This is a genomic window from Tropicimonas sp. IMCC6043, from assembly GCF_004146235.1.
Taxonomy (GTDB): domain Bacteria; phylum Pseudomonadota; class Alphaproteobacteria; order Rhodobacterales; family Rhodobacteraceae; genus Tropicimonas.
The window spans coordinates 28,639-54,277 of the sequence record NZ_SELO01000014.1; the positions used below are offsets into that span (position 1 = coordinate 28,639).

25 protein-coding genes are annotated in these 25,639 nt (G+C 65.1%); 5 read left to right on the forward strand and 20 right to left on the reverse strand.

Annotation, left to right across the window (positions count from 1 at the left end):
• Nucleotides 1–135: 135 nt before the first annotated feature.
• The 3 genes from EU800_RS28585 (at nucleotide 136) to EU800_RS28595 (ending at nucleotide 4,035) form a co-directional block, all read left to right on the forward strand.
• Complete coding sequence (locus EU800_RS28585) at nucleotides 136–2,061, forward strand: DUF3604 domain-containing protein (RefSeq protein WP_129633323.1); 1,926 nt, start codon at nucleotides 136–138, stop codon at nucleotides 2,059–2,061.
• A 124-nt stretch (nucleotides 2,062–2,185) separates the two neighbouring features.
• The gene (locus EU800_RS28590) at nucleotides 2,186–3,028 is read left to right on the forward strand and encodes a peptidyl-prolyl cis-trans isomerase (RefSeq protein WP_165354667.1); all 843 of its coding nucleotides are present in this window, start codon (nucleotides 2,186–2,188) and stop codon (nucleotides 3,026–3,028) included.
• Nucleotides 3,025–4,035 carry a HupE/UreJ family protein gene (locus tag EU800_RS28595; protein ID WP_129633327.1) on the forward strand — a complete coding sequence of 337 codons (1,011 nt, stop codon included), beginning with the start codon at nucleotides 3,025–3,027 and terminating at the stop codon, nucleotides 4,033–4,035. Before EU800_RS28590 ends, EU800_RS28595 begins: the two co-directional genes overlap by 4 nt.
• Nucleotides 4,036–4,113: 78 nt before the next feature.
• Here EU800_RS28595 and EU800_RS28600 read toward each other — a convergent pair whose 3' ends face one another.
• The 17 genes from EU800_RS28600 to EU800_RS28680 all read right to left on the reverse strand — a co-directional run bounded on the left by EU800_RS28600 (nucleotide 4,114) and on the right by EU800_RS28680 (nucleotide 20,966).
• Nucleotides 4,114–4,533 (reverse strand): DUF2160 domain-containing protein, encoded by a 420-nt coding sequence (locus tag EU800_RS28600; protein ID WP_129633329.1) that lies wholly within the window; start codon nucleotides 4,531–4,533, stop codon nucleotides 4,114–4,116.
• Nucleotides 4,533–5,330: a carbohydrate ABC transporter permease gene (locus EU800_RS28605; protein ID WP_129633331.1), complete on the reverse strand. Its 798-nt coding sequence runs from the start codon at nucleotides 5,328–5,330 to the stop codon at nucleotides 4,533–4,535. Before EU800_RS28605 ends, EU800_RS28600 begins: the two co-directional genes overlap by 1 nt.
• Nucleotides 5,327–6,187 (reverse strand): carbohydrate ABC transporter permease, encoded by an 861-nt coding sequence (locus tag EU800_RS28610; protein ID WP_129633333.1) that lies wholly within the window; start codon nucleotides 6,185–6,187, stop codon nucleotides 5,327–5,329. Before EU800_RS28610 ends, EU800_RS28605 begins: the two co-directional genes overlap by 4 nt.
• On the reverse strand, nucleotides 6,184–7,263 hold the full coding sequence (locus EU800_RS28615; protein ID WP_129633335.1) for an ABC transporter ATP-binding protein: 1,080 nt from the start codon (nucleotides 7,261–7,263) through the stop codon (nucleotides 6,184–6,186). Before EU800_RS28615 ends, EU800_RS28610 begins: the two co-directional genes overlap by 4 nt.
• On the reverse strand, nucleotides 7,256–8,338 hold the full coding sequence (locus EU800_RS28620) for an ABC transporter ATP-binding protein (protein WP_129633337.1): 1,083 nt from the start codon (nucleotides 8,336–8,338) through the stop codon (nucleotides 7,256–7,258). Before EU800_RS28620 ends, EU800_RS28615 begins: the two co-directional genes overlap by 8 nt.
• A gap of 113 nt (nucleotides 8,339–8,451) precedes the next feature.
• Complete coding sequence (locus EU800_RS28625; protein ID WP_129633339.1) at nucleotides 8,452–10,188, reverse strand: ABC transporter substrate-binding protein; 1,737 nt, start codon at nucleotides 10,186–10,188, stop codon at nucleotides 8,452–8,454.
• Nucleotides 10,189–10,337: 149 nt separating this feature from the next.
• The gene (locus EU800_RS28630) at nucleotides 10,338–11,213 is read right to left on the reverse strand and encodes a DUF6206 family protein (RefSeq protein WP_242500575.1); all 876 of its coding nucleotides are present in this window, start codon (nucleotides 11,211–11,213) and stop codon (nucleotides 10,338–10,340) included.
• Between the two features lie 127 nt (nucleotides 11,214–11,340).
• Nucleotides 11,341–11,706, reverse strand: a complete 366-nt coding sequence (locus EU800_RS28635) for a rhodanese-like domain-containing protein (RefSeq protein WP_129633341.1) — start codon at nucleotides 11,704–11,706, stop codon at nucleotides 11,341–11,343.
• A gap of 229 nt (nucleotides 11,707–11,935) precedes the next feature.
• The gene (locus EU800_RS28640) at nucleotides 11,936–12,763 is read right to left on the reverse strand and encodes an ABC transporter ATP-binding protein (RefSeq protein ID WP_129633343.1); all 828 of its coding nucleotides are present in this window, start codon (nucleotides 12,761–12,763) and stop codon (nucleotides 11,936–11,938) included.
• A gap of 63 nt (nucleotides 12,764–12,826) precedes the next feature.
• Entirely contained in the window at nucleotides 12,827–14,113 is a 1,287-nt protein-coding gene (locus EU800_RS28645) for an ABC transporter substrate-binding protein (protein WP_129633345.1), read from the reverse strand.
• 191 nt (nucleotides 14,114–14,304) lie between these two features.
• Nucleotides 14,305–15,381, reverse strand: coding sequence for a branched-chain amino acid ABC transporter permease (locus EU800_RS28650; RefSeq protein ID WP_129633347.1), 1,077 nt, complete (start codon nucleotides 15,379–15,381; stop codon nucleotides 14,305–14,307).
• On the reverse strand, nucleotides 15,381–15,647 hold the full coding sequence (locus EU800_RS28655) for a hypothetical protein (RefSeq protein WP_129633349.1): 267 nt from the start codon (nucleotides 15,645–15,647) through the stop codon (nucleotides 15,381–15,383). Before EU800_RS28655 ends, EU800_RS28650 begins: the two co-directional genes overlap by 1 nt.
• Nucleotides 15,648–15,682: 35 nt before the next feature.
• The gene (locus EU800_RS28660; protein WP_129633351.1) at nucleotides 15,683–16,642 is read right to left on the reverse strand and encodes a branched-chain amino acid ABC transporter permease; all 960 of its coding nucleotides are present in this window, start codon (nucleotides 16,640–16,642) and stop codon (nucleotides 15,683–15,685) included.
• Between the two features lie 9 nt (nucleotides 16,643–16,651).
• Complete coding sequence (locus tag EU800_RS28665; protein WP_129633353.1) at nucleotides 16,652–17,467, reverse strand: ABC transporter ATP-binding protein; 816 nt, start codon at nucleotides 17,465–17,467, stop codon at nucleotides 16,652–16,654.
• Nucleotides 17,464–19,398 (reverse strand): AMP-binding protein, encoded by a 1,935-nt coding sequence (locus EU800_RS28670; RefSeq protein WP_129633467.1) that lies wholly within the window; start codon nucleotides 19,396–19,398, stop codon nucleotides 17,464–17,466. Before EU800_RS28670 ends, EU800_RS28665 begins: the two co-directional genes overlap by 4 nt.
• Nucleotides 19,399–19,598: 200 nt before the next feature.
• The gene (locus EU800_RS28675; RefSeq protein WP_129633355.1) at nucleotides 19,599–20,171 is read right to left on the reverse strand and encodes a L,D-transpeptidase; all 573 of its coding nucleotides are present in this window, start codon (nucleotides 20,169–20,171) and stop codon (nucleotides 19,599–19,601) included.
• A gap of 138 nt (nucleotides 20,172–20,309) precedes the next feature.
• Complete coding sequence (locus tag EU800_RS28680) at nucleotides 20,310–20,966, reverse strand: peroxiredoxin (RefSeq protein ID WP_129633357.1); 657 nt, start codon at nucleotides 20,964–20,966, stop codon at nucleotides 20,310–20,312.
• A gap of 140 nt (nucleotides 20,967–21,106) precedes the next feature.
• On the opposite strand from EU800_RS28680, the gene EU800_RS28685 reads away from it, so the two are divergent.
• Entirely contained in the window at nucleotides 21,107–22,546 is a 1,440-nt protein-coding gene (locus EU800_RS28685; protein WP_129633359.1) for an aldehyde dehydrogenase family protein, read from the forward strand.
• A 231-nt stretch (nucleotides 22,547–22,777) separates the two neighbouring features.
• Nucleotides 22,778–24,118 carry a mechanosensitive ion channel family protein gene (locus EU800_RS28690; protein WP_129633361.1) on the forward strand — a complete coding sequence of 447 codons (1,341 nt, stop codon included), beginning with the start codon at nucleotides 22,778–22,780 and terminating at the stop codon, nucleotides 24,116–24,118.
• A gap of 34 nt (nucleotides 24,119–24,152) precedes the next feature.
• Here EU800_RS28690 and EU800_RS28695 read toward each other — a convergent pair whose 3' ends face one another.
• Genes EU800_RS28695 through EU800_RS28705 form a run of 3 tightly spaced genes read right to left on the reverse strand, consistent with a single transcriptional unit; the run spans nucleotide 24,153 to nucleotide 25,631 of the window.
• Nucleotides 24,153–24,800 carry an RluA family pseudouridine synthase gene (locus tag EU800_RS28695; protein ID WP_129633363.1) on the reverse strand — a complete coding sequence of 216 codons (648 nt, stop codon included), beginning with the start codon at nucleotides 24,798–24,800 and terminating at the stop codon, nucleotides 24,153–24,155.
• The gene (locus EU800_RS28700) at nucleotides 24,797–25,183 is read right to left on the reverse strand and encodes a GFA family protein (RefSeq protein ID WP_129633365.1); all 387 of its coding nucleotides are present in this window, start codon (nucleotides 25,181–25,183) and stop codon (nucleotides 24,797–24,799) included. The genes EU800_RS28695 and EU800_RS28700 overlap by 4 nt, the downstream gene beginning before the upstream one ends.
• On the reverse strand, nucleotides 25,173–25,631 hold the full coding sequence (locus EU800_RS28705) for a GAF domain-containing protein (RefSeq protein WP_129633367.1): 459 nt from the start codon (nucleotides 25,629–25,631) through the stop codon (nucleotides 25,173–25,175). Before EU800_RS28705 ends, EU800_RS28700 begins: the two co-directional genes overlap by 11 nt.
• Nucleotides 25,632–25,639: the final 8 nt, after the last annotated feature.

The following is a 25,639-nucleotide window of genomic DNA, read 5'->3' on the forward strand; positions in this document are numbered from 1 at the left end:
TGTCGGCAATCAGAGGGGCAGGATCGGCGGCCCGAAACCCGCTTGGCGGACTCGCAATCCATGTTACCCTTTCGCTACGGAATGCGGGCTGGTCGCACACAGGGCCGCTGATCCGAGCCGAACAGGGAGGCCACCATGATCCGTCGCATCTCTGTCGCCGCAATCCTCGCAAGTCTTGCGATGCCTGCGGCGGCACAGTTTCACCCCAACCCCGAAACGCTCGAAGGGCTCTATCCGGGCCGGGCCTATTCGCCCTATGCCAGCCGGGGCTTTCCGAGCCGGGTGTTCTGGGGCGACACGCACCTGCACACGGGCTATTCAATGGATGCCGGGCTCTTCGGCAACACCACCGGGCATGACACCGCGTATCGCTTTGCGCGCGGCGAGGAAGTTACTGCTGCTTCCGGTCAACCGGTCAAGCTCTCGCGGCCGCTGGACTGGCTGGTGCTGGCCGACCATTCCGACGGCATGGGCATGATCTTCGACCTGCAGAAGGGTACGCAGAACATTCTCGCCTCCGAACAGGGACGGCGCTGGCACGATGCGATGGTGGCCGGCGGCGAAGAATCCGCCATGGCGGCGCTGGACCTCATCACCAATTTCTCGCAAGGCACGATGGACGAGGCCCTGCTTCTCGACTACTCGCCCGGCTCGCCGATCTATTCCTCGATCTGGGACACGGTGGTCGCCAAGGCCGAGGAGTACAACGATCCGGGCAGTTTTACGGCCTTCATCGGCTATGAATGGACCGCGCTGGTCGCGGGCAACAACCTGCACCGGAACGTGGTCTACCGCGACAACGGAGACAGGGCGCTGATGATGGAGCCGATGGTCACGCAGGCGCCGGTTGGCTCGACAGACCCGCTGGATCTCTACGCGTGGCTGGAAACCTTCGAGGAGAAGACCGGCGGCAACGTCTTCGCGCTTGCGCACAACGGCAACCTGTCGAACGGGATTATGTTCCCGACCGAGGCGCAATATACCGGCGCGCCGATCGACGAAAACTATGTGCAACTGCGCGCGAAATGGGAGCCGCTCTACGAATACACCCAGATCAAGGGCGACGGCGAGGCCCACCCCTACCTCTCGCCCGAGGACCCGTTCGCGAATTACGAGACCTGGGATGTCGGCAACCTGGACCTGACCCAGGCCAAGACGCCGGAAATGCTCAAGCACGAATACGCCCGCGAAGCGCTCAAGCAGGGCATGGCGCTGGAGACGAAGCTTGGCACAAACCCCTACAAGTTCGGGGCGGTGGGCTCGACCGATAGCCACACTTCGCTGGCGACGGCGGATTCCGACAACTATTTCGGCAAGGCCACCAATGCCGAACCCTCGCCGACCCGGATGATGCATCCCTTCACCAAGACCGATATCGGCGCCTTCGAGGGCTATCAGCTCGTGGCGTCCGGCTATACCGGCGTCTGGGCCGAAGAGAACACCCGCGCATCGCTCTGGGACGCAATGGCCCGCCGCGAGACCTATGCCACCACCGGCCCACGGATGATGGTGCGCTTCTTCGGTGGATGGGATTTCACCGAAAACGACCTGCGGAGCCGGCAGCCCGCCTTTGCCGGCTATGAACGCGGCGTGCCGATGGGCGGAGACCTGCGCCCGGCTCCGGACGGGGCGGCTGCCCCCACCTTCATGGCCTATGCGCTGCGGGATCCGATCGGCGCCAATCTGGACCGCATCCAGATCGTGAAGGGCTGGTTGGATGCCGACGGCGAGTTGCATGAGCAGGTCTACAACGTCGCCTGGTCCGAGGGCCGCGAGCCAGATGCCGACGGCGCACTGCCGCCGGTCGGCAACACCGTCGACCTGGAGGCGGCGGGATATCTCAACACCATCGGCGCCGCCGAACTGGCCGCGGTCTGGACCGACCCGGATTTCGACCCCGCCGAGAAGGCGTTCTACTACGTCCGGGTACTCGAGATCCCGACGCCACGCTGGGTGGTCTACGACGCGGTGCGCTTCGGCGTCGAGATCCCCGAGGGCGCAGAGACCACGCATCAGGAACGCGCCTATACCTCGTCGATCTGGTACACGCCCGAAGGCTGAACCGCCGGGTTTCGTCCCACCCCGCTTCACCGGCCGGGCCGCTGCCTTCAAGGTGCGGCCCGGCCCTTGACGTCGGCGAGCAAGCGTCGGAACCATGGGAGCTATTCAGTCCGAGGCGCCCTGCATGCGACTTTTTCGAGAACCGCTCTTTCACTTCTTCCTGCTCGGACTGGCGATCTTTGGCTGGTACGCCTGGATCAACCCAACGGAACCCTCCGCCGGCGACGCCGGCACCATCGTCCTCGACACAAGCGATGCCGAGCGGCTGGCCGCGCAATTCCGCGCGACCTGGCAGCGCCCGCCTACGGAGGCAGAGCTCGCCGGCCTTTTGCAGGCGCTGGTGCGGGAGGAAGTGCTGGTGCGGGAGGCCCGTTCGCTCGGACTCGACCGCGGCGACGGTGTGGTGCGCAATCGGCTGGCCCAGAAAATGGAGTTCCTGACCAGCTCCGTCGCCAGCGCGATGCAGCCGGAGGACGAAGTGCTTCGGAAACATCTGGAGCGCTATCCGGAACGGTTCACGGCGCCCGGCCGGCTGGCTCTCGAACAGGTCTATCTCGGCGAGGCGCCCGGCCCCGGGAACATGTCAACCGCGCTCGGCGCGCTCCGGGACGGCGCCGACCCGGCGGAGATCGGCATGCGCAGCCTGTTGCCCGCAACGGTGCCGCTGTCGCCTGCGCCGGCCGTCGAGGCGATCTTCGGCGGCGGTTTCGCCGAGGCGCTGGACGCGCAACCCCAGGGCGAATGGTCCGGCCCAATCGGTTCGGCCTATGGCGCGCATCTGGTGCGTGTCACCAACCGAACCGCGCCACTGCTGCCGCCCTTCGACGAGATCCGCGACCGGGTGCTGCTCGACTGGCGCCGGGAGATGACGGAGGAACTCGCCCGCAGCCGCTACGAAGCACTTGTAGCGCAATATGAGGTGATCCTGCCGGACCTCTCCGAGCTACCGGACGGAACTGTCAGATGATCCTGCGCCGCGCCGCCCTCGCCCTTCTCCTGCTTCTGGGCTCGCTTGCCGAGGTATCCGGCCACGCTCTTCAGCCCGGCTATCTCGACCTGCGGCAGCTCACGGCAGACACCTGGCAGGTGTTCTGGCGCAAGCCGGATGTCAATGGCGCACCGATGGCGATCGACGCCGCGCTGCCTGACAGCTGCATGCCGGCTGTCGGTCCCGACCCCGCTTTCGACGGGTCGGCCTGGGTCTCGGCCTGGGTCGCAGACTGCCCCGGCGGACTCGGCGGGCGCGAGATCGCCATTCCCGGGCTCGAGCTTCAGCGCACGGACGTGCTGGTGCGCCTTCAGCCGCACGACCGCAGCGCGACGACGCAACGGCTCACCCCCGAGGCGCCGAGCCATGTCCTGCCAGAAACCCCCAGTACCTGGGGCGTGTTCCAGAGCTATTTCCGGCTCGGTTTCGCCCATATCCTAGAGGGGCTCGACCACCTGCTCTTCGTGTTTGCGCTTATCATCCTGGTGCGCGACCGCTGGCGGCTGATCGGCGCGATCACCGCTTTCACCGTGGCGCATTCGATCACGCTGGCATTGGCGGCACTTGGCCGGATCTCGGTTCCTGGCCCGCCGGTGGAGGCGACAATAGCCCTCTCGATCGTTTTTCTGGCGGTGGAGATCCTCAAGCACGAGGACGGGGCACTCCGTCTCTCGGAGCGAGCCCCCTGGCTGGTTTCCTTCGCCTTCGGCCTGCTGCACGGGCTGGGATTTGCCGGGGCGCTGACCGAGATCGGCCTGCCCGAGGGCGAGATCCCGGCCGCGCTGCTGGCGTTCAATCTCGGTGTCGAGGGCGGCCAGCTCGCCTTTGTCGCCGCTGTGCTCGCTGCCGGTGCCGCGCTCCGGCTGGCCGTTCCGCGGGTCCTTGCGCAGGCCCGCAGGGCGCATTCCGCCGGCAGCATGCTCACCGGCTACGCGATCGGCGGCACCGCCACATACTGGCTCGTGCAGCGGGTGATTGCGTTCTGAACCGCCACAGGGAACGGATCGCCTCCGATCCGCCGGCCCGGTGCCCATTCGCTCATTCCCGCAGTTGCCAAAGACGCGTCAGACTTTCCAGAAGCAGAAGGCGATCCAGGCGATGGCAATTCCCAGCGGCACCCAGAGCGGCGTTCCGATGAGCCCGAGCCAGGCCAGGAAGACATAGGCCGACCCGAGGAGGCTCATGAACAGCCGATCGCCCCGCGTCGTGGTGAGCCCGAGTATGCCGTCCCGCTCCGCGCCGCCCGGCCAGCGCCATTCCAGCAGCGCCATGATGCCGATGCTGCCGAAGATGAAGACGAAGAAGGCGAGCGTGGCGCGCGTCCAGGCCATCCAGAATCCGGAGAAGATCGGCTCCGTCCACCATTTCGCCCAGGAGAAGACCTCGGCCTGTTGCGCGCCGACATTTCCCCAGCCTGATTGCTGGGCAAGCGCGGCAACGGGGATCGGCAGCAGAGCGAGGGCGGGGTAGAGCAGGCGACGCATCACACCCTCCCGAGGGCGAAGCCCTTGGCGATGTAGTTGCGCACGAAATAGATGACGATCGCGCCGGGGATGATGGTCAGCACACCGGCCGCCGCGAGAAGTCCGAGCTCGTAGCCCGCGCTCGAGGCGGTGCGCGTCATCACCGCCGCGATCGGCTTGGCGTAGACGGCGGTCAGCGTCTTGGCCAGCAGCAGCTCCACCCAGGAGAACATGAAGAGGAAGAAGGCGGTCACGCCGATGCCCGCCTTGATGGTCGGCACGAAGATCGTGGTGAAGAAGCGCGGGAAGGAATAGCCGTCGACAAAGGCGGTCTCGTCGAGCTCCTTGGGGATGCCCGACATGAAGCCCTCGAGGATCCACACCGCCAGCGGGATGTTGAAGAGGCAATGCGCCAGCGCCACCGCGAGATAGGTGTCGAACAGCCCGACCGCCGAGTACAGCTGGAAGAACGGCAGCGCGAAGACCGCGACCGGGGCCATGCGGTTGGTCAGCAGCCAGAAGAACAGGTGCTTGTCGCCCATGAAGCTGTAGCGCGAGAAGGCATAGGCCGCCGGCAGCGCGGCGGCGAGCGAAATCACCGTGTTGAGCGTGACGTAGGAGATCGAGTTGAAGTAGCCCCAGTACCAGGTTGGATCGGTGAAGATGACCCGGTAATTGTCGAGCGTCCAGACCTGCGGGAAGAGCGAGAAGCCCCCGAGGATCTCGTTGGTGGTCTTGAAGCTCATCGCCACCAGCCAGTAGATCGGTAGCATCAGGAACAGGATGTAGAGGATCGGAACCAGGCTGCGGGCTTTCATTGCTCGTCCCTCGTCATGATGGTGTAGAAGAGCCAGGACACCAGAAGGGTGAAGGCAAAGTAGATCAGCGACATCGCCGCCGCCGGGCCAAGATCGAACTGCCCGAGCGCCACCTTCACGAGGTCGATGGAGAGGAAGGTGGTGGAATTGCCGGGGCCGCCGCCGGTCAGCACGAAGGGCTCGGTGTAGATGTTGAAGCTGTCCATGAAGCGCAGAAGGATCGCGATGGTCAGCACGCGTTTCATCTTCGGCAGCTGGATGTGCCGGAACACCGCCCAGCCCGACGCCGCGTCGATCTTCGCCGCCTGGTAATAGGCATCCGGGATCGAGATCAGCCCGGCATAGGCCAGCAGCACCACCAGCGAGGTCCAGTGCCAAACATCCATAACGATCACGGTGACCCAGGCGGCGAGAGGGCTCTGGGTCATGTTGTAGTCGATGCCGACGACATTGTTCAGGAAATAGCCGAGAAGGCCGATATCGGGCAGGGTGAAGATGTTCCACATCGCGCCGACGACGTTCCAGGGGATCAAGAGCGGCAGCGACATGAGCACAAGGCAGACCGGCACCCAGAAGCCCTTGCGCGGCATCGTGAGTGCGATGGCGACGCCGAGCGGCACCTCGATGATGAGGATCGTCGCGGTGAACAGCACCTGCCGGCCGAGCGCGGCGTGGAAACGCTCGGATCGCAGCACGTCTTCGAACCAGCCGAGCCCGTGCCAGAAGAAGAGGTTGTCCCCGAAGGTCTCCTGCACCGAATAGTTGACCACCGTCATCAACGGCACCAGCGCGTTGAAGGCGACGAGGATCAGCACCGGCAGGACGAAGAGCCATCCGCGCTGGTTCTGGGTCTTCATGTCGTTGACTCCTGCATTGCCAGCCATCCGTCGGCATAGACGCGGGTGTGGGCCGGGTTGAAGACGAGGTGGATCTCGCTTCCCGGCTCGGGCGCCGCGCCGTCGATGATGGCGCTGACCGGGACGTCGCCCGCCATCGCGTCGAGAACGGTGTGCCGGCCGATATCGGCCGCCTTGCGCACCCGGGCCGGAATGCCCGTGGCGCCGAGCGAGACGAATTCGGGCCGGATGCCGATCTCGGTCCGCGCGCCCGCCGGGGCCGCCGGCGTGCCGGCGGTCTCCACCGTGACGCCCTGGAACGTGGCGCGCCCGCCGTCCATCTCGCAGGGCAGAATGTTCATTCCCGGCGAGCCGATGAAATGGCCGACGAAGGTGTGTCGGGGGCATTCGAACAGGTCCACCGGAGTGCCGATCTGCACGATTTCGCCATCCTGCATCACCACCACCTGGTCCGCGAAGGTGAGCGCCTCGGTCTGGTCATGGGTGACGTAGATCATCGTCACGCCGATCTTCTGGTGCAGTTCCTTGACCTTGGAACGTAGTTTCCACTTCTGCGCCGGGTCGATGACCGTCAGCGGCTCGTCGAACATGATCACGTTGACGTCGTTGCGCACCAGCCCGCGGCCCATCGAGATCTTCTGCTTGTCGTCGGGGCCAAGGCCGGAGGCGCGCGTGCGCAGCCGGTTCGAGAGGTCGAGTATCTCAGCGATCTCGCGCACCCGGGCGTCGACCTGATCCTCCGGCACGCCGCGGTTGCGCAGCGGGAACGCGAGGTTGTTGTAGACCGACATGGTGTCGTAGATCACCGGGAACTGGAACACCTGCGCGATGTTGCGTCGGTCCGGCGGCTCGTCGGTGACGTCGCGCTCGTCGAAGAGAACGCGGCCCTCGCTCGGCGTCAGCAGGCCCGAGATGATATTCAGGAGTGTGGTCTTGCCGCAGCCGGACGGTCCCAGCAGCGCATAGGCGCCGCCATCCTTCCATTCGAGATCCATGCGTTTGAGCGCGAAGTCGTCGTCTCCCGCGGGCGCGTCGAGATAGCTGTGGCGGAGGCTGTCGAGCGTGATCTTAGCCATGGGCACTCCCCCGCGCGGCAAGCTGCCCATCGCGTGCGAAATAGAAGCATTCCGCCGGCACCATGTGGAACTCATGGGTCTGGCCGACAAAGAACTGGGTCACGCCGGGGCTCTGGGAGACCCAGACCCGGTCGGCGATGGAGAAATGTGCGACGCTCTCCGAGCCGGAGAGCTCGGTGATCCGCACCGTGCCGGTGATCGGGACCGCGGCCGCGGCGGGGGCTACGGGCGTAACGTGATGCGGGCGGATTCCGACGACATACTCGCCGTCGGACAGCCCGGCGGCCTCTCCCTCGACCGGCCAGTCGAGCGCCGTGCCGAGATGCATTCGGTCGCCGCGCTTTTCCACCGGCGCGATATTGATCGGCGGGTCGGAGAAGACCTGCGCCGAGTGCAGGTCGGCCGGGGCGCGGTAGATTTCCGCCGTCGAGCCGAACTGGGTCACCCGACCCTCATACATCAGCGCGGTGTTGCCACCGAGAAGCAGCGCCTCGGTGGGCTCCGAGGTGGCGTAGACGATCACGGTACCGCGCCCGGCGAGAAGCTCGGGAAGCTGCTCGCGCAGCTCCTCACGCAGCTTGTAGTCGAGATTGGCGAGCGGCTCGTCGAGAAAGATCGCAGTGCTCTCCTTGACGATCGCTCGCGCGAGCGCGGTGCGTTGCTGCTGGCCGCCCGAGAGTTCCTGCGGGCGGCGGTGCAGCATCGGGCGCAACTGGAGGATGTCGGCCGCCGCCTCGACACGGCCGGCGATCTCTGACGTTGGGACGCCGGATACCTTCAGTGGCGACGCGATGTTCTCGAAGACGGTCATGTGCGGGTAGTTGACGAAGAACTGGTGCACCAGCGAGATGTTCCGCTTCTGCGGGCTGCGGCCGGTCACGTCCTGACCATCCACCCGGATCGAACCGCGGGTCGGCCGCTCGAGCCCGGCCATCAGGCGGATGAGCGTGCTCTTTCCGGCGCCGGTCGCTCCAAGCAGGATGTTGAAGGAACCGACCTCGAGCCGGAGCGTCGTCGGATAGATATGCATGTCTGCGCCGACACGCAGAGACAGGTCCGTCAGTTCCAGTGTCATCCAAGTTCCCGATGCAGTTCGGAGCCGCAGCCGAATGGCGCTTCGCGGCGCCCGTCAGGGAAACCGGGGCGCCGCAACGCCCCGGTCCGGTTCAGATCAACTCCGGAGAGCGATCAGTTCGCTTGCCATTGCTTGATGAGATCCTCGTAGGCGATCGTCTCGCCCTGCGGTTTCTCGTTCTCGAGCTTGGCCTTGGCACCGCCCTTGCCGATCCATTCGGACGGGTCCTTGGGCTCGTTGAGCCGCGGGCCACAGCCACCGTAGACATTGGCCGCCTCGTCCGCCTGCTGCATCCGCGCCATGGTGATGTCCATCTCCTCGGCGAGGCGGTCCATCGCCTGCTGCGGAGTGAAGGTGCCGGCGTTCACGTCGCCGATCTGCTGCCACCAGATCTGCGCCAGCTTCGGATAGTCGGGCACGTTGATCCCCGTCGGCGTCCAGACCACCCGGTCCGGCGAACGGTAGAATTCCACCAGGCCGCCAAGCTTCGGCGCCCGCTCGGTGAAGCTCTCGTCATTGACCGAGCTGTTGCGGATGAAGGTCAGGCCGACATGGCTCTTCTTGGTGTCGACCGTTTTCGACGTCACGAACTGGGCGTAAAGCCAGGCGGCCTTGGCGCGGTCCATCGGCGTCGATTTCAGGAAGGTCCAGGAACCCACGTCCTGATATCCGACCTTCATGCCCTCTTCCCAATAGGGGCCGTGCGGCGACGGGGCCATTTTCCAGAGCGGCATTCCGTCTTCGTCGACCGTGTTGTTGCCGGCCGAACGCGGTGCGACCACGTCCGGAACGAAAGCGGTGTACCAGAAGATCTGCTGGGCCACGTTGCCCTGTGCGAGGGCCGGAAGCGACTGGTAGAAGTCATAGGAGGCGGCGCCCGGCGGGGCGTACTTCCGCAGCCATTCGTCCCATTTGCGAATCGCATATACCGCCGCCGGCCCGTTCGTCGCGCCGCCGCGGCTCACCGAGGCGCCGACCGGGTTGCAGGTTCCTTCCTCCATGCGGATGCCCCATTCGTCGATCGGGACACCGTTCGGCAGGCCCTTGGAGCCCGCGCCGGCCATCGACAGCCAGGCGTCCGTCATCCGCCAGCCGAGGTCGGGCGCGCGCTTGCCATAGTCCATGTGGCCGTAGATCTGAACGCCGTCGATCTCCTTCACGTCCTCGGTGAAGAACTCGGCGATGTCCTCGTAGGCCGACCAGTTGATCGGAACGCCGAGATCGTAGCCGTATTTCTCCTTGAAGGCGGCCTGAAGATCCTCGCGGTCGAACCAATCCTTGCGGAACCAGTAGAGGTTCGCGAATTGCTGGTCGGGCAACTGATAGATCTTGCCGTCCGGACCGGTCGTGAACTGGATGCCGATGAAATCGTCGAGATCGAGCGTCGGGCTCGTCACGTCGGACCAGTCGCCTTCCATCATGTCGCTGAGCGGGTAAGCCTGCTGCAGGCGCGCGTGGGTGCCGATCAGGTCGCTGTCGTTGACATAGCCGTCATAAAGGTTGCGGTTGGTCTGCATCTGCGTCTGGACCGCCTGCACCACCTCGCCCTCGCCGAGGATCTGGTGGTTCACCTTGATCCCGGTGATCTCCTCGAACGCCTTGGTCAGGACCTCGGACTCGTAGGTATGCGTCGGCACACCCTCCGAAAGCACGTTGATCTCCATGCCGGCATAGGGCGCGGCGGCGTCGATGAACCATTGCATCTCTGCTTTCTGTTCGTCGACGGAGATCGCCGAGGGCTGGAATTCCTCGTTGATCCATTTCTCCGCTGCGGCCATGTCTGCATGCGCAACCGGCGCGCCAAGCGTCAGCGCAAAGGCTGACGTGGCGGATAGAAGTGTCTTCCGCATAGTGTTCCTCCCTTGGATAGCCGCGTTCGTTGGCGGCTGGGAAGATGTTGGTCTGCGAAATGACGTTGTGTCAACAGGACGCTCACGCCGCGCTGCCGCGTCCGATGCGGCGGGCTTTCCGCGCGCTGGCCAATCGTCCAGGCGCGGCGTCAGCGCGTGTTGGGCGCGCCCTGCATGCCGAGCAGATTGCGCACCGTCGTCCAGTAGCCCGGCAGTCGCGGCGGCTCGGAGAGCTCGGCCTCGATGGTCTCGGGGGGGATCGCCATCCGGCTGGCCGCAAACTCGCGGCCCCAGACGAGGAAATCCTCGCTGTCTTCGGGCCGCAGCCGGCAGGCGCTGCCGACAAGGCCGACCAGTGTGTCCATCGGGACATACCATTCGTTCTGGATGCCCTCGATGCGCCGGCGCAGGAGAGGCGCCGCGGCGCGCAGCCAGCGGTTCGACGAGAAGTCGACCAGCACCTTGCCCATCTCCGCATGCGAATAGCCGATGAGCGGCGGGAAGGTGTCGAAGAACACACCCTCGCCATCGACCACCGCAAGGTTCCGGATCGATGGATGGAAACCGACGCGCTCGGGGCGGCCCTGGGCAAAGGACCAGAACCGGGCGATCACCTCGCCCGCGGCCTGCATCACCTCCAGAGCCTCCGGCAGCGGTGAGCCAATCATAAGGGCGCGCATCATCGTCTCCGGTTCGAGCGCCTGCTGCACGATCACCGGCACCCGGCTGCCCTCGACCGGCACAAGGAGAAACCGCGTCTCCGGCACCCGGACGCCGCTCGCGTGCAGGAAATCCAGATAGGCGTCATGGGCCCGGGCAAGCCGGTCGAGCTCGGCACCGGCAGCGCCGCGATAGACCTTGATGACCTTGTCGGAAAAGATTCCCGAGGGCGGCCGGTAGGGCTCGCAGAAATACCCCAGGCGCGACACTTTCTGACCGCGCGCCGTCTCGCCGGAGGCGAGCATGGCGGTCAGCGCGTCGGTCCAGGCCTGGGTCTTTGGGGCGGATTGCGGAGTCGGAACCATGGGCGTTGCCTCATCGCGGAGCTTGCCCTCCGGTCCCTACAGGCTCCCGCGCAGGACGTTCAAGCCGAAACACCGGGCACGGCTCGACCAAAGCTTTCGATCGCTGTGGAGCAACGAAGGCGGCCGCTCAGCGCTCCAGCTTGCCACCGGCGTTCGCCCAGGCGTTCAGGCCGCCGAGATCGAACACCGACTCGTGGCCAAACTTGCGGAACATCTTCCCTGCCATGCCGGAGCGCGCGCCCGAGGCACAATAAAGGATCACCGCCCGCCCGTTCTTCAGCGCCGGTTCGCAGGCCGGGCTCGCCGGATCGGCACGCCGGGCGAGGTCACCCATGGGCAGGTTGATCGCGCCCTTCGCGCGCCCGCCCGCGAATTCATTGGCCTCGCGCACATCCACCAGGACCGCCTTGCCGTTCTTCACCATCGTGATCGCTTCGACCGGGTCGATCCGGTCTGCGCCCGGGGCGAAGGGGTTGAACATCGTCAGGAACATCTGTCTCGCCTTTGCATTCCGTTTCGCGCATATATCGCGCTTCTTCCGCAAAGTTCAATGGTCCGCGCAGGTGATTAGGGTTGCACAACCTGCAAAGCATGCGGCAGGCGCGTGTTACGATCACGGACCCGCCCTGCAGCCACCCCTGCTCTCAACAAAAAAGGGGCCGCATCCCGAAGGACGCGGCCCGCGTCCGGCGGCCGGGCCTCCCCTCCCGGCCGGCCGGACCTCAGCTCAGCCAGCGTTTGCGGCGCCGGTAGGAGCGAACGTCCCGGAAGCTCTTGCGACCCTGATCGCTCATGCCGAGGTAGAATTCCTTCACGTCGGGATTCTCGCGCAACTCCGCGGCCGGCCCGTCCATTACCACCCGGCCGCTCTCGAGGATATAGCCGAAATGGGCGAAGCGCAGCGCCACGTTGGTGTTCTGCTCGGCCAGCAGGAAGCTCACGCCCTCGCCCTCGTTCACGGCCTTTACGATCTCGAAGATCTGCTCGACGAGCTGCGGCGCAAGGCCCATCGAGGGCTCGTCGAGCAGGATCGTCTCGGGCCGGCTCATCAACGCCCGGCCGATGGCGCACATCTGCTGCTCGCCGCCCGAGGTATAGCCGGCCTGGCTCTTCCGCCGCTCCTTCAGCCGCGGGAAGTAGCTGTAGACCATCTCGAGGTCGGCCTCGATTGCCCCCTTGCCGTCGGTCCGCGTGTAGGCGCCCGTGCGCAGGTTGTCCTCGACGGTGAGATGCTCGAAGCAATGCCGCCCTTCCATCACCTGGATGACGCCCTTCCGCACGAGCCGCGCGGGGTCGAGATTCTGCACCGCCTCGCCCTTGTATTTTACCGATCCCTTGGTGACCTCGCCGCGTTCGGACCGCAGAAGGTTCGAGATCGCTTTGAGCGTCGTCGTCTTTCCCGCCCCGTTGCCCCCCAGAAGCGCCGTGATGCCGCCCTGCGGCACCGAGAGCGAAACGCCCTTCAGCACGAGGATGACATGGTTGTAGATCACCTCGATATTGTTGACCTCGAGGAGCAACTCCGGGGCATCGGCGGCGGAATCGGGCATCGTGACCTCGCGTGTGTTCTGTCGCGCCGACAACCGTGCTGGCTGCCGGCGCGCGCATGGGGCCTATTCGCAGCTCTCGTTCACCGGCCAGGGCGCGTTGGCCTCGGCATATTCAGCTGCCTTTTCTTCCTCGAGCGGGGTGATGAAGGAGGCATCGGCAGCCAGCAGGTCGGAAGCCTGAACGAACTTCTCGCCGTCCCATTCCAGCATCCATGCGCCAGAGTGGCCGGTGTGGTTGGAGCAGGAGGTCGAGAAGGGCGGGACCATGCCGGTCATGCCAAGTTCCTCCAGCCGTTCGGCGGTGATGTTCAGGTTCTCCAGTCCGTCACGCAACTGCGCGGCAGTGATCTCGGTCACGCCATGCATTTCCTGCGCCGCACGGATGGCCTCGGCGAGCATCATCGAGATCACCAGGCCGCGCTGGTAGAAGACCGAGTTGAGGTCCTCCTGCTGGCTGAGGCCCGCGTCGACGACATATTCCTTGATATCGGCCATCAGCGGCGCGTCGGGCTGCGGCATCGACCAGGAGATCGACTTGTAGCCCTTGCCGTCCTGCCCGACCTGTTTGAGGTCCTCGTCATGCCCGGCCCACCAGACGCCGATGAAGTTCTCCATCGGGAACTTGGTCTTCACGGCCTCGGTGATGGCGCCGGCATTCATCGCGCCCCAGCCCCACATGACCACGTTATCGGGCCGCTCGCGGCGGATCTGCAGCCATTGCGCGGACTGGTTCTGCATTTCCTTGAGGCCGACCGGGATCGGCACGAGCTCGAAATCGTAGGCCTCCGCCATCGCCTCCAGAACGGGCAGCGGCTCCTTGCCGAAGGGGTGATCGAGATGCAGCAGGACGATCTTCTTGCCCTTCAGGCTCTCCATGTCGCCATCGGCGATATACTGCATGATCATCGAGGCCGCGTCCCAGTAGGAGGCGGGCGGATTGAAGGCCCACTGGAAGACCTTGCCGTTGGCCATCGGCGAGAAGCCGTAGCCGGGGGCAAGGATCGGGATCATGTCGACATTGGTCTTCGGCAGGACCTGGAGCGTGATGCCGGTCGACCAGGGCTGGGTGACGACCGCCTCGGCCTTGGTCCGCTCGTAGCATTCCACGCCCTTCTCGGTGGAGTAGCCCGTCTCGCATTCCTCGAAATCGATCATCGCGCCGCCGATGCCGCCATCGCGGGCGTTCAGCATGGTCATGTAGTCCGCCTGGCCGTTCATGATCGGGATGCCGGTGGCGGCGAAGGGGCCGGTCCGGTAGCTGAGATTGGGCGTGTAGATCCCCTCGGCGGTTGCGGCGCTGCCTGCGAGGCCGATTGCGGCGGCGAGCGCCAGCCTGGTCAATGTCTTCATGTTTCTCCTCCCTGATGAAACTGGTTGACGGTTGTGGTTGGAAGGGGATGTCCCCCTTTCGAATTATTCTGGTTGGTTCATTGGATCGGTGCGCCCATTTTCGATGTCAGGCCCGCGCCGCGCGCGACCTCCCCCAAGGGAGGGCGCGGCGCTCATCTCTTTGTTTCGGCGGGGCGCCATCGCGCGTCTCCTCAATGCGGGAATGGCCAGATGATCAGCTTCTCGCGAATGAGCCGCCAGAGCTGGTTCAGCCCGTGCGGTTCGACCACGAGAAAGAAGATGATGAGCGTTCCGACGATCATGATGTTGAGATGCTCGACCAGCGCCGAGTCGATCTCGATCCCGATCGCCCGCGGCACCGTGTTGAGCACCACCGGCAGGCCGACGATCAGGATCGCGCCGAGGTAATTTCCCAGGACAGATCCGAGCCCCCCGATGATGGCGATGAAGAGCACGCGGAAGGAGAGCGGAATGTCGAAGAGGTTCGGCTCCGCCGCGCCCCGCCACATGAAGACGAAAAGCGCCCCCGCCACGCCCACCACGTAGGAGGAAACGGCAAAGGCGGTGAGCTTGGAGCGCATCAGGTCGATGCCGATGAGCTCCGCGGCGATGTCCATGTCGCGCGTCGCCTTCCAGGTGCGGCCGAGCGTGCCGCGGGTGAGGTTGATGCAGATCCAGGTAAGGAGGCAGGTGATGCCGAGGACAAGGTAATATTGCGTCATCGAACTGGCCTGGGGGCCGGCGACATAGAGGCCGAACATGTCGAGATTGGGCACTTGGATCGCACCCGAGGAATTGAAATTGTAGAGCCAGGCCCATTTCTCGAAGAGCCAGACGAGGAAGAACTGCGCCGCGAGTGTCGCGATGGCGAGGTAGAAGCCCTTGATCCGCAGGCTGGGAATGCCGAAGAGAACGCCGACGCCGGCCGAGAACACTCCCGACATAAGGATCGCCACGACCGGGTTCAGCCAGGGCATCAGCGTGATGAGCTTGTAGCAGGCATAGGCGCCGACCCCCATGAAGGCACCGGTACCGAGCGAGAGCTGGCCGGCAAAGCCGGTCAGGATGTTGAGCCCGAGCGCGGCCAGCGAATAGATCAGGATTGGCGTCAGGATCGTCTGGAAGGTGAATTCGCTCGCGGTCAGCGGGAAGATCACCCAGGCACAGAGAAGGATGACCCCGAGCAGGAATGCATCCTGCCGGATCGGGAACAGCGCCTGATCGGCCCGGTAGGAGGTCTTGAACTGGCCTGCGGTGCGGTACAGCATCAGGCCCCGTCCCCGTTCTCGGCGTATTTCTCGGGCTCGCGGTACTGCTCGGGAACCGCCTGTTTCGGCTTCTCGGCATAGCCGGTGCGCTCGCTGAACCGCACCAGCCAGAGATAGGCCCAGATGCCAGCGGCCGCGCCGAGGATCGCGAGAACCATCGCGACCACCAGCCGGCCGGACTCGCCAACACTGGTGAGCGCGAGGTAGCCGAAGGCCCAGAAGCCGGACCATGCGACCACGTTCAGGATTGCGACGAGCTTTGCCAATTCAGTGTCCTCTCAACTTGCCCTGCCACACGGGCTCACACCCTCTCGATGATCTTCTCGCCGAAGAGCCCTTGCGGCCGGAACAGCAGCACGAGGAGCGCCAGCACATAGGCGAACCAGCTCTCGGTGTTTCCTCCGAGAAGCGGACCGCCCCAGTAGATTTCGAATAGCTTCTCCAGCATACCGATCATCAGCCCACCGATGATCGCGCCGGAGATCGACTCGAGCCCGCCCAGCATGAGGACGGGAAGCGCCTTGTAAGCGATCACCTCGAGCGCGAAGGAAACGCCGGCGCGAGAGCCCCAGGCGATGCCCGTCACCAGCGCGATGATCCCGGCGATGAACCAGACAAGCACCCAGATCGTCTGGAGCGAGATGCCGACCGAGAGCGCCGCCTGGTGGTCGTCGCCGAGCGCGCGAATGGCCCGGCCCATCCGGGTCTTTCCCAGGAAGAGCAACAGCGCAAGCACAAGCGCCGCCGCCACCAGAACCACGGTGATGTCGCCATGTTGCAGGATCAGGAGCCCGCCCCAGGGTTCGAGGACCGTGTCGCCGGTGGGGATGCCGAGTTCCTCGGTGATCATCACCTTGTTTTCGCCGCCGAAGATGATTTCGCCCGCGCCGATCAGGAAGAGCGTGATGCCGATCGTCGCCATGAAGAGGATGATGTCCGGCTGGCCGACAAGCGGACGCAGCACCGCCCGCTCGATCGCGACCGCGAGGCCGAACATCACCACCAGCGTCAACGCCACTGCGATCCAGGCCGGCACGCCCTTCTCGTGAAGGCCGACCATTGTCAGCGCGGCGAAGACGACCATGATGCCCTGGGCGAAGTTGAGGATCCGGCTCGAACGGAAGATCAGAACGAAGCCGAGCGCGATCAGCGCGTAGAGCACGCCGGAGACCAGCCCCTCCCAGAGCACCTGCAACAGGAAGTCGGGCGCCGCGACCATATCGGCGAAGGGCGCCACGAAGATCTCATTCAAAAGCTCCATCCTGCCTCCTCAGCCATGCGCCACGCCCAGATAGGCGTCGATCACGTCCTGGTCGTTGCGCACCTCGTCGGGCGTGCCGTCGCCGATCTTGCGACCGTAATCCATCACCACCACCCGGTCGGAGAGATCCATCACCACGCCCATGTCGTGCTCGATCAGGGCGATTGTAGTGCCGAACTCGTCATTCACATCGAGGATGAAGCGGGACATGTCCTCCTTCTCCTCGACATTCATCCCCGCCATCGGCTCGTCGAGCAGCAGGAGCGACGGTTCGGCTGCCAGCGCGCGGGCGAGCTCGACGCGCTTCTTCAGCCCGTAGGGCAGCCGTCCGACCGGCGTCCTCCGGATCGCCTGGATCTCGAGGAAGTCGATGATCTTCTCGACCTGCTCGCGGTTGTAGATCTCCTCCCGCTCCGCCTTGCCCCACCACAGCGCCTGCTGCCAGAACGAGGCATGCATATGGGTCAGCCGCCCGGTCATCACGTTGTCGAGCACGCTCATTCCTTCAAAGAGCGCAATGTTCTGGAATGTGCGGCCGACACCCATGCGGGCGACCTCATAGGGCTTCATCGCCGGGCGCGGCGCGCCCTTGTACCAGACCTCGCCCTCCTGGGGATGGTAGAAACCGGAAATGATGTTCAGCATCGAGGACTTTCCGGCGCCGTTCGGCCCGATGATGGCACGGATCTCGCCCTCGCGGATATCGAAGGAGATGTCCCTGATCGCCTCCACGCCGCCGAAGCGCAGGGTGATGTTCTTCATCTCCATCAGCACGCCGCCGATGGTCCGGCCGTCCGTGGTGGTATAGGGCTCGTAGGCGGTCATGCGGCGGCCACCTCGTGATGGCGCGGCGTCACGGTCGCGGCATCGACCAGCTTCAGCGTGGCCCTGATCCTGCCCTTCCGCCCGTCCTCGTACGTCACCTCGGTCTCGGTCTGGACGCTGTCCGACCCGTCATAGAGCGCCTCGATAAGGTCGGCATATTTCTCCGCGATGATGCCGCGGCGCACTTTCCGCGTCCGGGTCATCTCTCCGTCGTCGGCGTCGAGCTCCTTATGCAACACCAGGAAGCGGTGGATCTGGCAGGCCGAAAGCATGTCGTCCTGCGCCACAGAGCGGTTGACCTCCTCGACATGCGCCTTGATCGTCTCGAGCACGCGCGGGTGGCCGGCGAGTTCCTGATAGGACGCATAGGCGATGTTGTTGCGCTCGGCCCAGTTGCCGACGGCGGTGAGGTCGATATTGATAAAGGCGGTGCAGGTCTCGCGGCCATTTCCGAAGACCACCGCCTCCAGGATGTCGGGATAGAACTTCAGCTTGTTCTCGACATATTTGGGCGCGAACATGTGCCCGTCGGCCATCTTGCCCACGTCCTTTGCGCGGTCGATGATCCGCAGGTGGCCGGTGTCCTCCTCGAAGAAGCCGGCATCGCCCGTTGCGACCCAGCCCGCTTCATCCTTGGTCGAAGCGGTGCTTTCGGGGTTCTTGTAATATTCAACGAAAGTGCCGGGCGAGCGGTAGAAGATCTCGCCGCTGTCGCCGATCCTGATCTCCACGCCCGGCGATGTCACACCCACGGTATCGGCGCGGACCTCGTGGTCGGGCTGCTGGGCGATGAACACGCTGGCCTCGGTCTGGCCGTAGAGCTGCTTCAGGTTGATTCCCAGTGAGCGGTAGAAATCGAAGATCTCCGGCCCGATCGCCTCGCCCGCGGTGTAGCCGACGCGCACGCGGGAGAAGCCGAGCGTGTTCTTCAGCGGCCCGTAGATCGCGATTTCGCCCATCGCATAGCGCAGCCGGTCGACGAGGCCCACCTTCCTGCCGTCGAGGATCGCCGGGCCGACGCGGCGGGCGAGGTCCATGAAGTGGCGGAAGAGCCAGCGCTTGACGGTCCCGGCATCTTCCATGCGGATCATCACGCTGGTGAGCTGGCTCTCGAAGACCCTGGGTGGAGCGAAGTAATAGGTCGGCGCGATCTCCTTGAGATCGCTCATCATCGTGTCGGCGCTCTCGGGGCAGTTGACGCAGAAGCCGTTCCAGAGCGCCTGCCCCATCGAGAAGATGAAGTCGCCCACCCACGCCATCGGCAGATAGGCGAGGATCTCCTCCCGCGGCCCGAGCCGGTCGAACTCGCTCGAGTTCTTCGCGGTCTCGATGATGTTGCGGTTGCTGAGCACCACGCCTTTCGGCTTACCGGTGGTGCCCGAGGTATAGAGCATCACGCAGGTCGAGTCGTAGTCGAGCTCCGCCTCGCGCAGAGCCAGCTCGTGCTCGTGGCGGTAGTGCGACGCCCGGCCCTCCTCCCGGATGTCATGCAGCCAGTTCAGGTGCTCGTGGTCGTATTTCCGCATGCCACGCTTGTCGTGGTAGAGCACGTGGTCGATCTGGTGCAGCTGGTCCTGGATGTCGATCACCTTGTCGACCTGCTCCTGGTCGCCGCAGACGACGAAGCGCGCGCCGCAATGGCCGAGCACATAGGCCATCTCCTCGGCCACCGCGTCCTGGTAGAGCGGCACCGGAATGGCGCCGCACATCTGCGCGGCGACCATCGCCCAGTAATGGTCGGGACGGTTGCGGCCAATGATGGCGACATGGTCTCCCCGCGCCATGCCGAGCGCGAGAAAGCCGAATGCCAGCCACTCGATCTCCCGAAGCGCCTCCGACCAGGTCCAGCTCTGCCAGATGCCGTATTCCTTCTCCCGGTAGGCCGGGCGGTCGGCGAATGCCCGCGCATTTCGGCGCAGGAGTGCCGGCATGGAACACAGATCGCCCGTGGGCGTCGCCGTCGCGGTCAAGTGATGTCCTCCCCTGGCGTCCCTCGGACGCCGCAGCCTTCGCAGCTTTGCAGGGAGTATAGGACGGTGGCACGGCGGTTCGTCAAATATTTTATGAACGCACGTTCAAATAATCGTCGCCGCATCGCGGCGCGCGCATCCTTCGCAAATGCAGAGAATTCTCAGTCGCGCGGGTAGTGGATGGTGACCTTGGTGCCGACGGGAACGCGCGGGTAGAGGTCGATCACCGCCTCGTTGGTGAGACGGATGCAGCCAGAGGAGACAGAGCTGCCGATGGTCCAGGGCTGCGGCGTGCCGTGGATGCGGTAGCGCGTGTCGCGGCCACCCCGGTAAAGATAGAGCGCCCGGGCGCCGAGCGGGTTCTCGGGCCCGCCGGGCAACCCGCCGGCCCATTTGGCATAGACCTGCGGCTCGCGGCGGATCATGTTCGCGGTCGGCGTCCAGCTCGGCCACTCGGCCTTTCGCCCGACCGTGGCACTACCTTTCAGGTTGCGCCCCTCCTCGCCAATCGCAACGCCATAGCGGATCGCGCGCTCCGGCTCGAGGATGAAATAGAGGAAATACCGTCCGAGCTCGACATGGATCGTTCCGGGCTGAAACTGCGGGCGGACCTTTACGATCTTGGGCTGGAACTGTTTGTCCAGCCTGAACTCGCTCCCGGTCGCAGCCCGTGCGAGGCCTGGAGCGGCGAGCCCCGTAGACAGGCCGGCGAAGAAAGCTCTGCGCGAAATCATGTTGCCTCCGAATGCCTTGCGGGACGTCGTGTTGGGCCAGCCTGCCACGGGGACGCTCCCGAAACAACTGCCCGGCGGCAAAAATGGCAGAAGCCCCGCCCGGTGGCGAGGCTCCTGCACAATGAACCGCCGCAGCGATCAGGCCGGAGAGCGAGTGGTCCGCAGATAGGGAAGCTTGACGTTTATCTCGCCAAAGGTCTCGCGTGCCGCGTCATCGTCGAGCGACAACGAGACGATCACGTCCTGGCCCATCGTCCAGTTGGCCGGCGTGGCGATCGGCGTCTGGCTGGTTGCCTGAAGCGCGTCGAGCGCACGCAGAACCTCGGCAAAGTTCCGGCCGACCGACATCGGGTAGGTCATCGACAGTTTCAGCTTCTTGTCCGGGCCGATGATGAAGACGACACGCACCGAGGCGCTGTCCGCCGCGGTCCGGCCATCCGGCAGGTAAGCCTCGGCCGGCAGCATGTCGAGCGCCTTGGAGATTTCGAGATCGTCATCGGCAATGATCGGAAAGGAGACCTCCGCGCCTGCGAACGTCTCGATATCGCCGATCCACTTCATGTGCTCGTCCACGGTATCGACCGAAAGGCCGATCACCTTGGTGTTGCGCGCGGCCCATTCCTCGGTGAGCTGCGCCACGGCACCGAATTCGGTGGTGCAGACCGGGGTAAAATCCTTCGGGTGCGAGAACAGGATCGCCCAGCTGTCGCCGATCCAGTCGTGGAACGAGGCAATCTCGCCCTGGCTGGTTTTGAGTTTCAGGTCGGGGAAGGTGTCGTTGATACGAAGACCCATGATTTGGCTCCTGAGAGTTGGACTTAGGCGCGTTCCAGAATTTAGATAGATTCTAAACCGGCTCTCTCATGCCCCATCTTGCGGCTGCGTTCAAGCAGTGACACTGTCCGCCAAATTTTGCATCTTTGAAGGAGCCGAACATGATCGAGAAACGCCAATTCTTCATCGGCGGCGCCTGGGTTGACCCCGCAACGCCGCGCGATTTTCCGGTAATCGATCCCTCCACCGAGGAAGAGGTCGCCGTGATCTCACTGGGAAGCCAGGCCGATACCGATGCCGCCGTCGCTGCGGCCAATGCCGCGTTCCCGGCCTGGTCGGAGACGGCGCCTGCCGAACGCATCGCGCTGGTGGAGCGGATTCTCGAGGTCTACAACGCCCGCGCCGAGGAGATGGCGCAGGCGATGACGCTGGAGATGGGCGCGCCGCTCGACCTCTCGCGCAAGAGCCAGGTCAACTCGGGCCGTAGCCACATCAAGGGCTTTCTGGAGGCGGCGAAGGGTTTCGAGTTCATCCGGCCGCTGAACGACCATTCGCCCAATGACCGGATCCTCTACGATCCGATCGGCACGGTGGCGATGATCACGCCCTGGAACTGGCCGATGAACCAGGTGTCGCTCAAGGTCATCCCGGCGCTGCTCGCCGGCTGCACGATGGTGCTGAAACCGTCCGAGATCGCGCCGCTTTCCTCGATCCTCTGGAGCGAGATCCTCGAGGAGGCGGGCGTGCCTGCTGGCGTCTACAACATGGTCAACGGCGACGGGCCTGGCGTCGGCAACCAGCTCTCCAGCCATCCCGGCATCGACATGGTGAGCTTTACCGGCTCGACCCGTGCCGGAATCGCGATCTCCAAGGCGGCCGCCGACACGATCAAGCGCGTGAGTCTCGAACTCGGCGGCAAGGGGGCGAACCTGATCTTCGCGGATTCCGACGCCGACGCAGTCAGGCGCGGCGTCAAGGACATGATGCAGAACACCGGTCAGTCCTGCAACGCGCCGTCGCGCATGCTTGTCGAGCGCCGGATCTATGACGAGGCGGTCGAGATAGCCCGCGAGGCCGCCGAGGCGACGGCGGTGGCGAATGCGCATGAGGAGGGCCCGCATATCGGCCCGCTGGTGAGCCAGGCACAATGGGACAAGGTGCAGGGCCTGATCGAGACAGGTATCGCCGAGGGTGCGCGGCTCGTCGCCGGCGGCCCGGGGCGGCCCGAGGGCCTGAACCGGGGGTATTTCGCACGGCCGACGGTTTTTGCCGACGTGACCAGCGACATGACCATCGCGCGGGAGGAAATTTTCGGCCCGGTGCTCTCGATGATGCCCTTCGACACCGAAGAGGAGGCCGTGCGCATTGCCAACGACACGGTCTACGGGCTGACCAACTACGCGCAGACGCAGGATCCCGACCGGCTTCGCCGTCTCGCCCGCAGCCTGCAGTCGGGCATGGTCGAGTTCAACGGAGAGGACCGTTCGCGCGGGGCGCCCTTCGGCGGCATCAAGCAGTCGGGCAACGGCCGCGAGGGTGGCCTCTTCGGCCTGGAGGATTTCCTGGAGGTCAAGGCTGTGGGCGGCTACCCGGCGGCGTAGAACCGCTTGTCCTGCTATCGGCGCAGAGCGCCAATTGAACAGGAGTGCCTCGTGCCTGTGGCGGCGACAGAGCGTCTCTGTCGCGCCGGTCCGGAATGCGTTCCGAAGGGTCCACGCGGATCCCGGACGGCGGCGATCGGGGCGGGGCGCTCCGGCACCTCGGGAAAGCTGAGATTTGATTTTGCGAGCGTCTTGGCTAGGTTGCCGTTTGACGGTCCTTTGGGAGTAGCCATGCAATCAACAGCCAAATCCTTCTCGCCAGGTCGTGCCGGCCTCCGACTCGCAGCGCTTCTGCTTGCGTTGACAACCGTGTTTGCACCGCCGGTGACGGCTCAGGAGGAAGCACCGGCGGACCAGGTGGTTGCCGAGACGGAAGGCGATGCCGGCCCCGCCTTTCCGGCGGGTCTCGACGATCCGGGCATCGACCTCGAAGAGCTCGAGCTTCGGCTCATCCCCCTGACCGCCGACGAGCTCTCTGCCCTCGCGAAGCGCTGGCAGGAGATCGTTCAGGAACAGACCACTGAAGTCATCGACGCCACAATCGCGGCCAGAAGCAGCGACACAGGGCCGACGCAGGAGGATACCGACAGCATCGTTAGCCTGTCGGAACTGCGCGGTCAGGGGTTCAACCGGTTTTCTGCGGTCGTACGCAACCTCGAAAAGAAGGGCGGAGACGAGGCCGAGGTGGCGAAGTATCGCGCCTATCGCAGCGCGATCCTCCTCGAGGAGAAGCAACGCGCGGACTGGAGCACCCTCGTCCGGCAGACCGTGAACTGGGCCCGATCGTCCGATGGCGGGATCAAGGTCGCGCGCAATGTCGGTGTGGTCCTGCTGTCGCTGGTGGCCCTGTTTCTTGTCGCACGTATCGTTCGGGGCTATGCGCGCCGCGCCCTGGAGCGTGTGCCGGACCTGTCTCGCCTGTTGCAGGCGTTTCTGGCGATGGTGGCCTACTGGATCACGGTCGCGATCGGGCTGATGGTGGTCCTGGCGGCGCTCGGCATCGACATCACCCCGCTCTTCGCGGTCGTGGGCGGCGCCTCCTTCATCCTCGCCTTCGCCATGCAGGACACGCTCGGCAACCTCGCCGCGGGGCTGATGATCATGTTCAACCGACCCTTCGACGAGGGCGACTACATCACCGCTGCGGGCACCGCGGGCACCGTCAAGTCGGTCTCCATCGTCTCAACCACGGTGACCACGCCAGACAACCAGGTCATCGTCGTTCCGAACGCGAAGGTCTGGGGCGACGTCATCACCAATGCCACGGCATCGGACCGGCGTCGGGTCGACCTCGTCTTCGGCATCGACTACGCGGACGATCCGGACAAGGCGATCGAGATCATCCTCGAGGAGGCGCGTGCGGACGGCCGCGTTCTGGACGACCCGGAGCCCTGGGTGCGCGTGACCAATCTCGGTAGCAGTTCGGTCGACCTCACCGCGCGGCTCTGGTGCAATGCAAGCGACTACTGGGAGCTGAAATTTGCCCTGACCCGGGCGGTCAAGCTCGCGTTCGACCGGAACGGGATCTCGATTCCCTACCCGCACAGCGTCGAGATCCACAAGCAGGCCTGACAGCCGCGTGGCGTTGCGGAACGCATGGCAGCGCCTAGAACGGGCAGGCCGCCTCGAACTGCATCACCGCTCCGCCCTCCGGATGCCGGAGGTTCAATCGCTCCGAATGCAGCATCAGCCGCGGCGCCGCCCGGGCCGGACCCTCCGCATAGAGCGGGTCGCCGAGGATCGGGTGGCCGATCTCGGCCATGTGGACCCGGAGCTGGTGGCTGCGCCCGGTCTCGGGCAGAAGCTCGACCCGCGTTTCCCCTGCGCCGCGCTCCCGTACTCGCCAGCGCGTCCGCGCCGGCCGGCCGCGGTCGACATCCACCCTCTGTTTGGGCCTGTTGGGCCAGTCGGCTGCGAGCGGAAAGTCGATGACTCCCTCCTCCGCGTCCATCCGCCCGAAGACCCGGGCGACATATCCCTTCGACAGGTGCCGCCGCTCGAACTGAAGCCCGAGATGCCGCTGCGCCGCGCGTGTCCGCGCGAAGACCATCACGCCCGACGTGTCGCGGTCCAGCCGGTGGACCAGGAGCGTGCCCGGATAGGCCACCTCAAGCCGCGCGAGCAGGCAATCGGCCAGTTGCGGCCCCTTGCCCGGAACCGAGAGCAGGCCCGTGGGCTTGTCCACAACCAGAAGCTGTGCATCGAGATGCAGCACCACGAGAGGCGCCGTCGGAGGGGCGTAGGGCTCGTTCACGGCGATCGCGGCACGCCGTCCTCGCCGATCTCGTAATAATCGCCCTTGTCGTCGCAAAAGATGTGTTTCTCGATCCGGAGGTCCGTCGGCGCATCGAGCGCCCCGAGCGAGAAGGACAGCATTTCCGACCCCGACTCGTTCCAGAACAGGAAGGACCCGCAGCGCGGGCAGAACCCGCGCGTGGCGATCTCGCTGGCGGCGTACCATTGCACGTTGCCCCGGATGTCGATCGCCGCCCGCGGCGCCAGCGCCGAAGCCCAGAGATGGCCGCTCTGCCGCCGGCACTGACCGCAATGGCAGATCGAGGCGCCCGAGACGGGGCCATGGACTGTGAAATTCACCGCGCCGCAGAGGCAGTGGCCGTGCCGCGTTTCATCCGACATTCGCAAACACTTTCTCGAGGATCGTTCCCAGCCCCGCAGCATCCACCGGCGTGAAGGCCGCGGGGAGGTCGCTGTCGATATCGAGCACGGCGATCAGCGTCCCGGTCCGGTCACGGACCGGCAGGACGATCTCGGAGCGCGTCGAACTGGCACAGGCGATATGGCCGGGGAAGGCGTCGACATCTTCGACCAGCTGCACCTCGCCGGTCCGCGCCGCCGCGCCGCAGACGCCGCGGTCAAAGGGGATGGTGAGGCAGCCATGCCCGCCTTGATACGGCCCGATCTTCAGGAGCCCCGGCGCCACGACCCGATAGAAACCGGTCCAGTCGAACCGCGCGTCGGCGTGATGGATTTCGCAGGCGAGCGTTGCCATGAGCGCCAGCGCGTCGGTCTCGCCCTCCGACAGCGCCAGAACCCGCGCTTCCAGATCCGCATAATCGAGCCGCATCGTTTTCC

Excerpts from the sequence above, each read along its gene's own strand:
- EU800_RS28600 (WP_129633329.1), bottom strand. The coding sequence starts at position 4,533 with ATGCGTCGCCTGCTCTACCCCGCCCTCGCTCTGCTGCCGATCCCCGTT.
- EU800_RS28685 (WP_129633359.1), top strand. The coding sequence starts at position 21,107 with ATGATCGAGAAACGCCAATTCTTCATCGGCGGCGCCTGGGTTGACCCC.
- EU800_RS28640 (WP_129633343.1), bottom strand. The coding sequence starts at position 12,763 with ATGCCCGATTCCGCCGCCGATGCCCCGGAGTTGCTCCTCGAGGTCAAC.
- EU800_RS28610 (WP_129633333.1), bottom strand. The coding sequence starts at position 6,187 with ATGAAGACCCAGAACCAGCGCGGATGGCTCTTCGTCCTGCCGGTGCTG.
- EU800_RS28635 (WP_129633341.1), bottom strand. The coding sequence starts at position 11,706 with ATGTTCCTGACGATGTTCAACCCCTTCGCCCCGGGCGCAGACCGGATC.
- EU800_RS28660 (WP_129633351.1), bottom strand. The coding sequence starts at position 16,642 with ATGGAGCTTTTGAATGAGATCTTCGTGGCGCCCTTCGCCGATATGGTC.
- EU800_RS28690 (WP_129633361.1), top strand. The coding sequence starts at position 22,778 with ATGCAATCAACAGCCAAATCCTTCTCGCCAGGTCGTGCCGGCCTCCGA.
- EU800_RS28615 (WP_129633335.1), bottom strand. The coding sequence starts at position 7,263 with ATGGCTAAGATCACGCTCGACAGCCTCCGCCACAGCTATCTCGACGCG.
- EU800_RS28605 (WP_129633331.1), bottom strand. The coding sequence starts at position 5,330 with ATGAAAGCCCGCAGCCTGGTTCCGATCCTCTACATCCTGTTCCTGATG.
- EU800_RS28630 (WP_242500575.1), bottom strand. The coding sequence starts at position 11,213 with ATGGTTCCGACTCCGCAATCCGCCCCAAAGACCCAGGCCTGGACCGAC.
- EU800_RS28595 (WP_129633327.1), top strand. The coding sequence starts at position 3,025 with ATGATCCTGCGCCGCGCCGCCCTCGCCCTTCTCCTGCTTCTGGGCTCG.
- EU800_RS28620 (WP_129633337.1), bottom strand. The coding sequence starts at position 8,338 with ATGACACTGGAACTGACGGACCTGTCTCTGCGTGTCGGCGCAGACATG.
- EU800_RS28670 (WP_129633467.1), bottom strand. The coding sequence starts at position 19,398 with ATGCCGGCACTCCTGCGCCGAAATGCGCGGGCATTCGCCGACCGCCCG.
- EU800_RS28700 (WP_129633365.1), bottom strand. The coding sequence starts at position 25,183 with ATGTCGGATGAAACGCGGCACGGCCACTGCCTCTGCGGCGCGGTGAAT.
- EU800_RS28645 (WP_129633345.1), bottom strand. The coding sequence starts at position 14,113 with ATGAAGACATTGACCAGGCTGGCGCTCGCCGCCGCAATCGGCCTCGCA.
- EU800_RS28705 (WP_129633367.1), bottom strand. The coding sequence starts at position 25,631 with ATGCGGCTCGATTATGCGGATCTGGAAGCGCGGGTTCTGGCGCTGTCG.
- EU800_RS28675 (WP_129633355.1), bottom strand. The coding sequence starts at position 20,171 with ATGATTTCGCGCAGAGCTTTCTTCGCCGGCCTGTCTACGGGGCTCGCC.
- EU800_RS28590 (WP_165354667.1), top strand. The coding sequence starts at position 2,186 with ATGCGACTTTTTCGAGAACCGCTCTTTCACTTCTTCCTGCTCGGACTG.
- EU800_RS28650 (WP_129633347.1), bottom strand. The coding sequence starts at position 15,381 with ATGCTGTACCGCACCGCAGGCCAGTTCAAGACCTCCTACCGGGCCGAT.
- EU800_RS28625 (WP_129633339.1), bottom strand. The coding sequence starts at position 10,188 with ATGCGGAAGACACTTCTATCCGCCACGTCAGCCTTTGCGCTGACGCTT.
- EU800_RS28585 (WP_129633323.1), top strand. The coding sequence starts at position 136 with ATGATCCGTCGCATCTCTGTCGCCGCAATCCTCGCAAGTCTTGCGATG.
- EU800_RS28680 (WP_129633357.1), bottom strand. The coding sequence starts at position 20,966 with ATGGGTCTTCGTATCAACGACACCTTCCCCGACCTGAAACTCAAAACC.
- EU800_RS28665 (WP_129633353.1), bottom strand. The coding sequence starts at position 17,467 with ATGACCGCCTACGAGCCCTATACCACCACGGACGGCCGGACCATCGGC.